General features: G+C 41.4%; 10 protein-coding genes. 4 read left to right on the top strand and 6 right to left on the bottom strand.

Features of this window, described 5'->3' with window-relative positions; translation table 11 throughout:
* The first annotated feature begins 9 nt into the window (after window positions 1–9).
* Entirely contained in the window at window positions 10–1,413 is a 1,404-nt protein-coding gene (gene eat / locus SJY38_RS18485; protein WP_096042685.1) for an ethanolamine permease, read from the top strand.
* 420 nt (window positions 1,414–1,833) lie between these two features.
* Here the strand turns inward: eat and SJY38_RS18480 are convergent, their stop codons facing one another.
* The 3 genes from SJY38_RS18480 to SJY38_RS18470 form a co-directional block, all read right to left on the bottom strand.
* Window positions 1,834–3,333: a DUF2235 domain-containing protein gene (locus SJY38_RS18480; RefSeq protein WP_121638250.1), complete on the bottom strand. Its 1,500-nt coding sequence runs from the start codon at window positions 3,331–3,333 to the stop codon at window positions 1,834–1,836.
* 111 nt (window positions 3,334–3,444) lie between these two features.
* Entirely contained in the window at window positions 3,445–5,535 is a 2,091-nt protein-coding gene (locus SJY38_RS18475; RefSeq protein WP_377110521.1) for a cupric reductase, read from the bottom strand.
* 135 nt (window positions 5,536–5,670) lie between these two features.
* On the bottom strand, window positions 5,671–6,975 hold the full coding sequence (locus SJY38_RS18470) for an NAD(P)/FAD-dependent oxidoreductase (RefSeq protein ID WP_029772829.1): 1,305 nt from the start codon (window positions 6,973–6,975) through the stop codon (window positions 5,671–5,673).
* A 503-nt stretch (window positions 6,976–7,478) separates the two neighbouring features.
* On the opposite strand from SJY38_RS18470, the gene SJY38_RS18465 reads away from it, so the two are divergent.
* Window positions 7,479–9,407 (top strand): ATP-dependent DNA helicase RecQ, encoded by a 1,929-nt coding sequence (locus tag SJY38_RS18465; RefSeq protein ID WP_377110519.1) that lies wholly within the window; start codon window positions 7,479–7,481, stop codon window positions 9,405–9,407.
* A gap of 45 nt (window positions 9,408–9,452) precedes the next feature.
* Window positions 9,453–9,761 carry a YkgJ family cysteine cluster protein gene (locus tag SJY38_RS18460; protein ID WP_171036109.1) on the top strand — a complete coding sequence of 103 codons (309 nt, stop codon included), beginning with the start codon at window positions 9,453–9,455 and terminating at the stop codon, window positions 9,759–9,761.
* Window positions 9,762–9,828: 67 nt separating this feature from the next.
* Here SJY38_RS18460 and SJY38_RS18455 read toward each other — a convergent pair whose 3' ends face one another.
* The 3 genes from SJY38_RS18455 to SJY38_RS18445 all read right to left on the bottom strand — a co-directional run bounded on the left by SJY38_RS18455 (window position 9,829) and on the right by SJY38_RS18445 (window position 12,189).
* A complete protein-coding gene (locus SJY38_RS18455) occupies window positions 9,829–10,446 on the bottom strand; it encodes a glutathione S-transferase family protein (protein ID WP_377110517.1) in 618 nt (205 codons plus the stop codon).
* A 48-nt stretch (window positions 10,447–10,494) separates the two neighbouring features.
* Window positions 10,495–11,523: an NADP-dependent oxidoreductase gene (locus SJY38_RS18450; protein ID WP_055255619.1), complete on the bottom strand. Its 1,029-nt coding sequence runs from the start codon at window positions 11,521–11,523 to the stop codon at window positions 10,495–10,497.
* 177 nt (window positions 11,524–11,700) lie between these two features.
* Window positions 11,701–12,189: a GNAT family N-acetyltransferase gene (locus tag SJY38_RS18445; protein ID WP_377110514.1), complete on the bottom strand. Its 489-nt coding sequence runs from the start codon at window positions 12,187–12,189 to the stop codon at window positions 11,701–11,703.
* 147 nt (window positions 12,190–12,336) lie between these two features.
* Between SJY38_RS18445 and SJY38_RS18440 the strand changes: the two genes are divergently transcribed.
* The gene (locus tag SJY38_RS18440) at window positions 12,337–13,542 is read left to right on the top strand and encodes an anhydro-N-acetylmuramic acid kinase (protein WP_024032947.1); all 1,206 of its coding nucleotides are present in this window, start codon (window positions 12,337–12,339) and stop codon (window positions 13,540–13,542) included.
* Window positions 13,543–13,567: the final 25 nt, after the last annotated feature.

The following is a 13,567-nucleotide window of genomic DNA, read 5'->3' as shown; positions in this document are numbered from 1 at the left end:
GAGGTCAATATGTCTAATAACAATAAAGAGTATCTTGCACAAAGGCAGTTAAAAAGTGGCACTGCGGGCTGGTTATTGCTTGCAGGGCTAGGGGTGTCGTATGTAATTTCGGGCGACTTTGCAGGCTGGAACTTTGGCATAGCCGAAGCCGGCTGGGGCGGATTTGCCATTGCTGCTGTGTTAATGGCAATAATGTATTTAACGCTGGTGTTATCGCTTGCTGAAATGTCGGCAGCAATTCCTGCGGCGGGTGGCGGTTACAGTTTTGCACGACAAGCAATGGGCCCTGCCGGGGGTTATTTAACTGGCCTTGCGGTATTAATTGAATATGCATTAGCCCCCGCCGCCATTGTTATATTTATTGGCTCGGCGGTTGAGGCGTTAACGGGTTTTAATGGCCCGTGGGTATATGCACTGTTTTATTTAACGTTTGTGGGTATTCACTTAGCGGGTGTGGGTGAAGCGCTAAAAGTAATGATGGTGATAAGTGGTTTAGCAGTATTGGCTATTATTGCCACCGCCGTGGCGTTAATTGCTAATTTTGACGCGGCTAATTTATTTGATGTTGCGGTAACTAATGCTGCAGGTGCAAATGAATTTTTACCACTTGGTTGGTATGGTGTGTGGGCTGCATTACCTTTTGCTATGTGGTTATTTTTAGCAGTAGAAGGCGTGCCGCTTGCTGCCGAAGAAGCTAAAAACCCAGCTAAAGATGTACCTAAAGGCATTATTGGCGCTATGTTATTTTTACTGTTTACCGCTTTACTTGTTGTGGTATTAGTTCCCGCTGCTGGTGGTGCAAACGCAATGGGCGCCAGTGCAGTTCCTTTAGTTGATGCGCTTAACGCCACGGGCAATACAAGCTTAGCCACTGTGGTAAATATTTTAGGCTTAGCGGGATTGGTCGCGTCGTTCTTTTCGATTATTTATGGTTATAGCCGTTTAGTGTTTGCGCTTTCGCGTGCGGGCTATTTACCGCGTTCGTTATCAATTACTACAGAGCGCAAAGTACCCGCGCGTGCGTTAATTGTACCCGCTATTTTTGGATTTATTGCCTCACTAAGTGGCGAGGGCGATTTAATGCTAGCCATGGCGGTGGTAGGTGCAACGGTATCGTATGCGTTAATGGCGCTGAGCCATATTATGTTACGTATTAAGCAACCTAATTTAGCTCGCCCGTATAAAACGCCAGGTGGCGTGGTTACATCGGGTATTGCGTTAGTGTTATCACTTATTGCATTAACGGGTGTGTATGCGTTTGACCCTCGTGCATTTTTATACACCGTAGTGCTATTTGTGATTGGTGCAGCTTATTACTTTGGCTATAGCGCTAAGCATTTAGTCGCTAAAAGTGCAGATGAAGAGTTTGCTATGCTTGCCGACGCTGAAGCGGACTTAGCCGCCTCAAATTAAGGGGGTTAACACTAGGGTAAAAGCGTTGCTTTTAAAACGGCAGCAAGCTGCGCTTCTACAAGGTAATTTACCTCTGTGTTAATTTTGTCAGTAGGCACGAAGCTTGCTCGCGCAAAATATTAGTTGCTTCTCTAAAAGTGAAGCGCCTTTAAACCTCTTTGTGATTTACTGATCTTTAATACAAAAATGCACAAAGAGAAGAGAGAGAAGTAAACGAGCAGCCAAAGTAAATTAGTATAAGTTATCTGTATATCACCACCGAGTACACCGAGGCGCTTCGCGCTACACAGAGAAAACACCCGTAACGTTTAGTCACTTCTCTAGGTATTCTCCTTCGCTTCTCGGTGGTGAAACAATCACTTTATACCTCGGTTAAAGCATTGTTTTTAAACGCCAGCAAGCTGCGCGATTACAGCCCATTTAACTTATGCGGGTTACTTTTACTTTTATTTTTCCTGCATTGGCGCCGTAAAATCGGCTTAAGTCATTGGCAAATGGGCTAAATTCACCTGATTTAGTAATGGTTACTGTAGCGCCATTGGCTATTTCAAATAAATATTCGTCGTTATTGTTAATTGCGCCAACCAAAGAGAACCACTGCGCTCTTGGAAGTCGTCTAAATGGTTCAAGCAATGCCATGGGGATTTCTTTAACCCCTAATTGCACATTATCGCGGTGCCAGCCGCTTGCAGTGCATTTTATGCCGTCGTCATACCAAAATTGATTAGGGTAGGGTTCAAACTTATAAGTTGCGCCTTCAACTAACATAAGCCCTGTATTGTTATGTGCCTCGCTGGCAAACACCATTACATCTTGGCTTTGCGAAACTTGTAATACGCTCATGTTTTGGTTTTCAAGGGCAATGTGTTGGCTTAAACCAGTAAAGCTTAATGTGCTGTTATCGTTATACCTAATTTTGTAATGCAAGTTTTTAAGCGATTCTGGGCGATAGCTAGTTAGTTTATTAATTCGTGTAGCTACGCTTTGATGTATATGTGGTTCTAAGTTGCTGGCTTCGTTATCAATAAGTACATAGCACTCCCTATCCACCAATTTAAAAAAGGGATTAAACCAAAAGTAATTTTGCTGATGGCTTAAAGCTAAAGGATCGGGCGTTACGGTTACATCGTCTTGGTCAACTAATTTACTACCAGGCAATAAGGTTTCGTAGTCAATATCGTGACTGGTTAATAAACTAATATTAAGTGGTTGCTCAATTAACCATTCAAGCGCATAGCGCAGGCAAATATCAGCTAGGCCATCGCGGTAATAACCGCCGCCAATATCTGAATGCGCCCCTGCAAACCAAAGCTCGGTAATATTATTTTGATGGTTCATTAAGGTGGGTTCAAACGCACGGCGTTTTTCATCAAGTGCTACACAGTGCAGTGCCTGCGAAATATTATTAGCAATGGTGTGGTTTTCAAATATTACATGCTCGGCACCGCGCGTTGCTTTACTGACTTTTGATAAACCTATTGAGGCCACGGTATCAAATACACAGACGTAAACATTATCGCTAATTAAAGGCTCTAGGATTTTTGCAAAACGCCTAGCGAGTGCGCCGCCTCGGCTAAAACCGGTAAGTAAAAGGGTGTCGCCTAGTTGGTAATGCGCTTTAAAATCACTCATGGCTTGATTTAAAATACTGGCAACATCGTCACCACGTGGCGCTAAAGTTTGGTTTAAAATACGTTTTAAGCGGCTACCTTTAGTGCCAATACCTTGATAATAAAAACTAAGCTGGTTTGTAAATGGAGTGGTGGGGGAGTCATCGAGTTTGCCGCCTAATAATAAATGCAGCTTAAGAATATTAGAAATACTACTGTCTTCTTTAAAATGGTCTGAGCTAAATTGCTCAGCATCGCGCGGCTCGCCACCAGTACCATCAAAATTAAAAATTAGCGTTTTACCCGTCATAGCCCTAATCCTTTAATTGTTTTAAATACTCTACACAGGCAATGTTAAATATTAAAGACATTAATTTTTCAAATAGCACGCTAAGAGGCGTTAGCGTGCTTAGCGGGTTATTTAGTGATTATCAAACATATAATGATTTAACTCTGTGCCCTGGGCAGGCTTAAGCGCTGGGTTTAGCTGAATTAACTGCTGATAAACCTCAGGGTAAAACATTTTTAATCGTGCTACGCGGGCTAAGTGGTTTGGCTCAAATTTTTCCACAAGCTGCAAAGCTAAAGGAATCATTGGGCTTAACTCCCCTTTGGTGTAACTTTGCTCTAGTGCTAAGTCGAGTATATCTACGCCAAGCTTACTTGGATCAGCCGGTATTTTATTATCAATTAAAAATTGTACTGCCTCAGAAGAAGACGATGCAGCTTGTGTATAAACGTCGCGCCCATGTATATCGGTAATCGAAAAATCAAAACCCGCCTGTGCGAGTGCTTGCCAATGGTTTATCGAAAAGCGGCTTAATCGTGTTAACTCACGCGGTGGCTTAGGGTTTATGCGGTTTTGCCAAGTAGTGATTAAATCATCAGGGTTTAAGAGTAATAAAGAAAAAAGCGTATCGGTTTCGGCTTGAGTTAATACCGTACTGAGGCTGTATTCATAAGCTTTTTGATATTCTTTCTTAGATAAATATTCGTTAAATGTGCTTTGGCTTCTATCGTTTGAAAGCTGGTTACTCAGACTACTCCACCAATAATTGACTAAAACAGGGTCTATATCGTGCAAAACACGTACAAAGTTAGATCCGTGCTTATTTTTAACCTGTTGAACTTTGTCATAAGCTTGCATTACTGTGTGCAGCTGCTCTGTATCTTTTAACTGTTGTTGTAACAGCTCACAGTTTTGCCTTTTATTGTTTAGCTGCGCTTTTTGCTGCTTTAAATCTACTAAAAAAAGGGCAACATCAGAATTATCAGGCTCAGTTATTTGGGGGAACGCGTTATTGTTAATTTTACCAATAGGGCTAAAGTAAGCGTATTGCGCTGGGTTGTCCTGCTTATTAATATAGGCCCCTTGCTGGTAAATAAAGTCATTTACAAAAAATACCCCTTTGCTATTTAGGTCTTCATTCGCATTGCCGCTATGTGCTTTGTAACCACGCTTTTTAAGATAATCTAAAAGCTGGGTGTGCTTAGTATCTAATGGGGCTAGGGTTAAGTTACCGCTTTTAGGCAGGTTTACAATAGCCACGTCTAAACCTGTAAATAGGCCTGGCTCGTTGGTTGGCGTAACGCCTTTTGTTTGCAGTGCTTTTACAAGAGGTAAATTAAATTTACTGACCGCAATATCGGCTAAGTTATATAAAACAGTGTTTTTTTCGTATAACGGCATGACATCTAGCACGGGAACTTGCTGTAAAAGCGCAATAATATACTCATTTGGAATATCGTTTTTTATAGCGGTAGCCACTTCATTCACTGTAAATTGGTTAGATGAAATTGCCTGCTCAAACTCTTTTGGCGTAAATTTATTTGCATTAAGCACAAACATTGTCGCCGGAGAAATTACCTCACTGCCTTCAAGTTTAATAAACGTTTTAGAGTAAGTGGTAAATGTATCGGTGTTGCTTAATAAAGCGTAAAGCGTTTCTTTTTGTACATTTTCATCAAGGGGTACACTCAGAGTAAGTCCTGGAGGGTTATGCTTATTATCTCCAAGCTGTTGTATCATTTCTTTTACTTTATCATTGGTGAAGCCCTTAATAGCCTCAATACCTTGCCAATTAGCTAACTCGTTTAAAGAGCTAGTAATGTTAAGTTGCTGCTTTTGCTCTGCAATAATGGCATCTTTTAAAAGGGCAATGTATGTACGCTGATTGATTTTTGATAAATCTGTATACTTTAAAAGCGTGGATACCGATGTCCCTTTTTTAAGTTCACTTACAAAAAATGAAACAAGCGACTGATTCAATGTTTGTACTTTATTGCTTTGTTGTTGTGACTGATCTCTACACAGGCTAATCTGTTTTTTTAGTTTATTTACTACCTGTAGCGGTGAGTCCTCATTTGGCTGCTTTTTATTAACTACGCTGGTCTGAGAGGTGGTTGGTTTCACTTGAGCTGCTTGCTCTACAGCTACAGAGTGCGGTTGAGTTTGAAAAAAATAAACAGCTAAAGCAGTGATTATTACAATCCCAAAAAGTATTTTTTTCATTAGCGTCAATCCCTTGAATTACAATTACATCTAACTGCATGGTACTATTTTAGATACGCATAATGCAAAAAAGCTTTAAAGGATAACTTACATTACCTATTAAAGCTTTTTGACTATTTAGCTGCTGTTTATGTTCTAGTGCAATTTCATTTTAGGGCGTACTACGCGCAGTACTTTTTCGCTTATCCATAATGCAAAGGTTTTTGCGCTGCCGTGTATGGCGCGCTGGTGCATGCGATACAGTGATATATACATAAAGCGAGCAATTTTACCTTCTATAAAAAAGGTATTGCTGGTTAAGTTACCCATTAAATTACCTACCGTACTGTAGCGCGATAAGTTAACGAGCGAGCCATGGTCGCTATATTTAAAGCCGCATAATGGCTGTTGTTTTAACGTGGCAATGAGGTTTTTTTCTACACATAGCGCCATTTGATGCGCCGATTGCGCACGCGGTGGAACAAGCTTTCCGTCTTCTTGGGTAAAGGCGCAGCAATCACCAATAACAAAAATGCTTTCATCTACGGTACTTTGTAAAAACTCGTTTACTTGAATTTGGTTACTGCGGGTAAGATCAAAAATACCTAAATCTTTAATAAAATCTGGCGCTTTTACACCTGCAGCCCATACCATTATATCGGCGTCTATGTGTTCTTCGTCTTTTGTTATAAACCCTTGTTCGGTGGCTTCTTTTACCAGTGTTTGCTCTCGTACGTTTACGCCGAGTTTTAATAACTCGCGCTTTGCGCTATCGGCTATGCGCTCGGGTAGGGCGGGTAAAATACGGGGCCCCGCTTCTATTAAATGAATATGTAAGCGCTTAGACGACATATTTGTAAGGCCGTAAAGCTTTAATAATTCAGATACATGGTAAAGCTCTGCCGAGAGCTCAACACCGGTTGCGCCGCCGCCCACAATGGCAATATTTAATGATTGCTGTTGGTTATCGTCTTGGTGAAGGCGAGTAAAGCTGTCGAGTAGTGAATGCTGAAAACGCTCAGCTTGCTGATTTGAATCTAAAAAGTAGCAATGATCTTTTATGCCTGGGGTATTAAAGTCGTTGCTTACGCTGCCAATGGCAATAACAAGGTGGTCGTAGCGTACGCTGCGCTGTGGCAAAATAGTGTGGCCTAGCTCATCAAGGTGCGGTGCAAGGGTAATGGTTTTATTGCTTTGGTCTATATCGCAAAATGTACCAAGCTGAAAATTATAATGATGTTTTGCAGCGTGGGCTGAATACACAACGCCATCTAAATCGGGGTCAATAGAGCCTGTCGCTACTTCGTGTAGTAACGGCTTCCATATGTGGGTGCGGTTTTTATCGATTAAAAGAATTTCGGCTTGTTTTTTCTTCCCTAATTTATGCCCTAATTGTGTTGCCAGCTCTAGTCCGCCTGCGCCACCGCCAATAACGACGATTTTAGGTTTAGTTATATTCATAGCAATGCCCTTAAAAAATAATATACCCAAATAATCTGCTTATAACGCTTATAAAAAATCACTTGGGTATACAAAATTAGCTTGGCTGTTAGCACCATTGAGCATCTGCTGCGTATTTTGCGCCTAAATAAAACATATGTCAGCAATTGATAAGCTTATTTGTTGTATACTAAGGTCTAAATTGCCTCAATATGAAAAATTTAGCGCTTTACAGGGGCCTAATATAAAAGCGTTACTTTACATAAAAGGCAACTTGCTTCTAATAGGGCATAACGCAGATATTAAAAGCTTTTAACTCTTTTAATCTATTGATTTTAAGTAGGTTTTAGTACTTTGTTGATTGTTGCAATAAAGCCGCTAATACTTGCAATCTATGCTTTATCTAAATTGCTTTTAATGCCAACAGACACTCTTATATTGAGATGCTTTGGGCTATATGCAAATATTTCATTTACGTTGCACTTTTGCTGTTAAAGCCTACTCCATAGCCAAAAAGGATATTTATGACCACGCCATTAATTAAATCACTTGAGCAGCATTTTGGTTTTAGCCAATTTAGAGCAGGGCAACAGCAAACCATTGAGCAGCTTTTAAATGGGCAGTCGTCACTGGCTATATTTCCTACGGGGTCGGGTAAGTCGTTGTGTTATCAGCTAACAGCTATGCATTTACCAAACTTAACCTTGGTGGTGTCGCCCTTACTTGCATTGATGAAAGATCAAATTAGCTTTTTAAATAGCAAAGGTATTTACGCGGCAAGCCTTGATTCGAGCCAAGACCAAATGCAAAGCAGCACCGTAATGAACGATGTGCGAAATGGTAAAATTAAAGTATTAATGGTGTCGGTTGAGCGTTTTAAAAACGAGCGTTTTAGAGAGTTTATAAGCCAAGTTGCGCTGTCTATGCTGGTGGTAGACGAAGCGCACTGTATATCTGAATGGGGCCATAACTTTAGACCCGACTACCTTAAACTACCGCGATACCGCGAAGAGCTAAATATTCCACTGGTACTATTACTTACCGCCACAGCCACAAAAAAAGTAAAACGCGACATGAGCGAGCGTTTTAATATTGCCCCAGAATGCATTGTACAAACAGGCTTTTACCGCGCTAACCTCGATTTAAGCGTGCTAAGTGTAAAAACGGCTGATAAAAACACTGAGCTTACAAACATAGTGCGTGCGCAAAATGGCCCAGGTATTGTGTATGTAACGCTTCAGCAAAGTGCTGAGCAAGTGGCTAATACGCTAAGTGCACAAGGTATTCAAGCGGTTGCGTATCATGCAGGGCTTGAAGATACACTACGCTGGCAAATTCAAGATGATTTTATGGCGGGTAAAATTAACGTTGTTGTGGCAACAATAGCCTTTGGTATGGGCGTTGATAAATCAGATATTCGCTTTGTTATTCATTACGATTTACCAAAATCGATTGAAAACTACAGCCAAGAAATTGGCCGCGCAGGGCGCGATGGCAACCCATCAAACTGCTACACCTTGGCTAATTTAGATGGGCTAAACACAGTAGAAAACTTTGTGTATGGCGACACCCCTGAGCTTAGCGGCATTGAATACGTAATTAACGATATTAAAGCCCAGCCGCAGCAATGGGAAATGCAGGAGTACAGCTTATCGAGCGAAAGTAACATTCGCCAATTAGCGCTTAAAACCTTGCTGGTACAACTAGAAATGCAAGGCGCAATAACGCCGCAATATGCTTACTACGCCGATTTTAAATACAAGTTTTTGGTTGATAAAAACGAATTACTGAGCCAGTTTGACGAGCAGCGCCAAGCCTTTTTAACGCAAATATTTAGCCACACCGATTTTAAAAAAATATGGGGCACGCTTAATTTTGACACCCTTACCCAAGCCGCCCAAGTTGATCGGAAACGGGTTGTGGCCGCGCTTGACTACCTAGCCGAAAAAAACCTAATAACCCTTGAAACCAAACGTATTACCCAAGTTTACAAAGTGCATAGTGAGGTTATAAATAACCCTGAACTTGCAAAACAATTACACAGTTATTTTATCGAAAAAGAACAAGCCGAGATTAAACGTATAGCTGCATTGGTACGCTTTTTTGAGCTACAAAGTTGCTTAAGCTATAACTTGGCGCGCTATTTTGGCGACCAAAATGCGCCAGTGCAATGCGGGCATTGCAGTGTATGCCGTGGTAATGCTGTAAAACTTGAGTATTCAATAGAGCCTGCTCACATTGCCGATGACGTTGTTTATCAAAAAGTGGATGAGTTTTTAGCGCACATGGCAACAAAAGGTATTCACAGTGTAGGTATTGAAACTCAGTGCCGCTTTTTAGCGGGCATGAGCGTGCCATTATTTGCACGTAATAAAGTGCGCCAACTGAGTGGTTTTGCGCTTTGTGAGCAGATGCGTTACAGCGATATAAAAGCAAAACTACTAGCGCGTTAAATTAGTTACTGTATCCTAGTGGCTTATTCAAAAAAGTAAGTCACTATGCCTAATACTGTTATTCCAAGTAAAACTATTTCCTCTACACCTGAGCCCATAACCTGCGCTAATTGCCAGGCATGTTGCTGCCAATTAGAAGTGCGCATAGTGACCGACACGGGCGTGCCTTTTCAGTACATTGATTACGACAAATGGGGCAGCGAAGTAATGAAACGCGCAGACGACGGCTGGTGCCAAGCACTCGACCGCAATACCCTAATGTGTACCATTTACGAAAACCGCCCACTTACGTGCCGCGAGTTTGAAATGGCCTCAAATGAGTGTATTACAGAGCGCGAAATAGCGGGTATTTGATAAAAACATATGCACTAAAAAAGGGGCTTAAAAAGCCCCTTTGGTTTATCTGTGTTTTGTACTTTAATTAATCGTATTTAGCTTCTAGCCCATTAGCTGTATGAAACTTCTCGTGGCTTTGTAATTGCTCATCGTATTTTACAAGGTGTTTAAAGTGGGCAAGCTGGCCTGAGTTTTTAACTATTTCTACAATAAACGACATCATAATATCGGCACCGGTTAACGTGTCGCCGACTAAATAACGTTTACCTTGGAGTCGGTCGTTAAAGTAGCTAATTACTTTCACGGTTTCGGCATCGGCGTAATTTTCTAAAAACTCTGTTTTAGCGCCATCTTTTAAAACAAACATTTTAAGCAACAGCGGCAAAATAGCAGAGCTTTCGGCAAAGTGAAGCCATTGTTGATATTCAACATATTCGGCAGTGCCTGCTTTTGGCGCAAATTTACCGTTACCGTATTTAGTAATTAAATAATCGGTAATCGCGCCGGATTCGGTAACAATTAGGCCATCGTCTTCAATTACTGGTGACTTACCTAATTGGTGTACTTTTTTAAGTTCGTCAGGCGCTAAAAAGGTCTCTGTGTTGCGCTGGTAGGCAACAATTTCGTAATCAACATCAAGCTCTTCTAAAAGCCAAATAATACGTTTTGAGCGCGATTTATTTAAATGGTGTAGTTTAATCATGTCAGTCCTTGTTGGCGTTACTGCATGTGCAGTAACGCTTAGTAAAATTTAAAGTGGCTCGTTAATTTTAACAACGGTTTTACCAAAGTTTTTACCATTAAGCATGTCGTTAAATGCGCTAATAGTGTTTTCAATACCTTCTACCATGTGTTCGCGGTATTGTACTTTGCCTTCTTTAAGCCATTTTTGCATGTCTTGTGCAAATTCGTCGTAGCGGTGGCCGTAGTCGTCAAAAATTATAAAGCCTTGCATTTTAATACGTTTAGTAAGTAATTGCCCCATTAGCATACCCATACGATCAGGCCCATCTGGGAGGCTGGTAGAATTATATTGCGACACTAAACCACACAGTGGCACACGGGCCGCGGTATTAAGTAGAGGTAATACGGCATCAAACACTTTACCGCCCACATTTTCGTAATAAACATCTATGCCGTTATCACAGGCTTTTTCTAGCTGCTCTGCAAAGTCATCGGCTTTGTGATCAATACAGGCATCAAAGCCCAGCTTTTCAACAGCATGTGTACATTTTTCGCTGCCACCAGCAACGCCTACCACTTTACAGCCTTTAATTTTAGCTATTTGGCCAACGGTTGCGCCAACCGGCCCTGTTGCTGCGGCTACTACAACGGTTTCGCCTTCTTTAGGTGCGCCAATATCAAGTAAGCCCATGTAGGCTGTAAAGCCTGGCATACCCATAATACCGAGTGCGTACGATGGGTTTTCTGGCTCTTTACCTAATTGCATAAGGCCTTCGCCGTTAGTAATGGCGTAATCTTGCCAACCGGTGTAAGCAAGTACCCATTCGCCTTCGCTGTATTTATCGTTTTTAGACTCTTCTACTTGGCATACGGTAGCGCCTACCATTACATCGCCCACATTAACCGGATCGGCATACGACTTTGCATCGCTCATGCGGCCACGCATGTATGGGTCAAGTGATAGGTAAATAGTGCGCAGCAGCACCTCGCCATCTTTAAGCGCTGGTAAATCTACTGTTTTAAGTTCAAAGTTTTCATCGGTAGGGGCACCGTGCGGGCGTGATGCTAAAGTAAGTTGACGACTAGTTGCAGACATAAAAATCTCCTCTTAAGAGTGAATTTACTTAGCGAATGTTTACGCGTTTAAAACCAGGTTGAGCCTAAACAATAATGCGCGCTAAGTTATACGAAAATAATAATTTGTACCTTAATACACGAGCTTTGGGCGCGAGGCTGGTAATTCAAGCTTTGCAGAGTATTTATTCTAAACGGTTTATTTTAGCTTGCTAAAAATATGGCTATCGTAAAATACACCATTTTTATAAATGGCCTGTTTGAGCACAGCCTCGGCTTTAAAGCCGCATTTAGTGAGTGCCTTTATAGAGCCAGTATTGCCAGCAAATACAGCGCCAAAAATTCTATTTAGGTTTGAGCTTTTAAATGCGTCATCGCAAATTTGCGAAATAGCCTGGCTCATTACTCCTTGCCCCCAAAAGTGGCTATTAAGCCAATAGCCTATTTCGCCACTGCGGCTATATTCAAATTCTCCGGGGGTGATACCAATACACCCCGCAAATTGCTCATCTACAACAATGGCCTTAACTATTCCACTTTTAGAGCCTTGGTTTATCCACCAGTCGGCGTCGGCTTGAGTATACGGAAATGGAATTTTAGAGGATAAAAAGCGCGTAACCTGCTTATCGTTTAAGGTATTAATAATGTGTGGCGCGTCTGTTGGTTTAAAGTCTCTTAGGGTGATCATTGTTTTAATAAAGTGTCTGTTGCATACGGGTCAACTTAGCAAGCAATTAGAGATTGCACAATCACAAAGATTAACCGTTTACGCCTATAACTTTGTTTTAAAGTACTCTAATATAAGCAAAATATGATACCTGTTTAAGATACCTTTATGCACCCACATATAGCCGCCCTTTATAATAGTGCCCAAAAGCCAAGCCGTTTAATTATAGGTTTAATGAGCGGGACCTCGTTAGATGGGCTCGATGTAGCACTGTGTAAGGTAACGGGCGCAGGTATAAATACGCAAATTGAAGTGCTTAACTTTACCACCGTTGACTATAACAACGAGTATAAAAGTAAAATAAAGCAGGTATTTGCCAAACGAGAGTGTGACTTAGAACTTGTTACCTTACTGCATCCATGGGTTGGTAAACTCCATGGCGATATGGTTAATCAGTGCTTACATACTTGGCACGTAAACCCAGCAAGTATTGATGTAATAGCCAGCCACGGGCAAACCATTTACCACTGCCCGCAGTCGCAGCATAATCATAAAAGCTTTACTAATGGCACATTACAAATTGGCGATAGCGACCAAATAGCCGTTACTACCGGTATTACAACGATTGGCGACTTTAGGCAAAAACACATAGCCGCAGGAGGGGAAGGTGCACCGCTTGCGGTATATGGCGATTACTTATTTTTTGCAAACCCCAATGAGAACCGCATTTTATTAAACATGGGTGGTATTGCTAATTTAACGTTTTTACCTAAAAGCGGTGATGCAAATAGCGTATTTAGTAGCGACATAGGCCCAGGTAACACCATTATGGATGCGTACGTACAGCAGAATTTTAAAGGCATGCACTTTGATGATGGCGCTAAAATAGCTAAAGCTGGCAAGGTTAATTCACTCTTATTAAATGCATTGTGTAGCAACACTTTTTTTGAGCTTGCGCTGCCTAAAACAACAGGGCCTGAAGTATTTAATTTAGCGTATTTGCATGCCGCTCAGCTGCAAACAAATACACAGCACTTAAGCCATGAAGATGTTATGGCAACTTTAAATATGTTTAGCGCAAGGGTAATTGCAAATGCGTTAAATGAATGCGGGCAAAGTGCTAAAGAGTGTGTGGTGTACGCAAGTGGTGGCGGTATTCATAACTCATTATTAATGGCGCACCTTAATGCGCTGTGCCCGACCATTAAAGCATTTAAAAATACCGATGATTTGGGCATAAACCCCGATGCCAAAGAGGCCGTACTATTTGCCATTTTAGCCAACGAATGCCTAGCAGGTGAGCAACAGCACCTAAATAATACTGCGCAGGGTATTGCTGGGGTCACTATGGGTAAAGTGAGTTTTGCTGATTAAGTTTTTATAAATTTGTATACCAACA

It is taken from the genome of Pseudoalteromonas sp. R86517 (assembly GCF_042466295.1).
GTDB lineage: Bacteria > Pseudomonadota > Gammaproteobacteria > Enterobacterales > Alteromonadaceae > Pseudoalteromonas > Pseudoalteromonas atlantica.
This window is presented reverse-complemented; position numbering and strand designations above follow the sequence as displayed.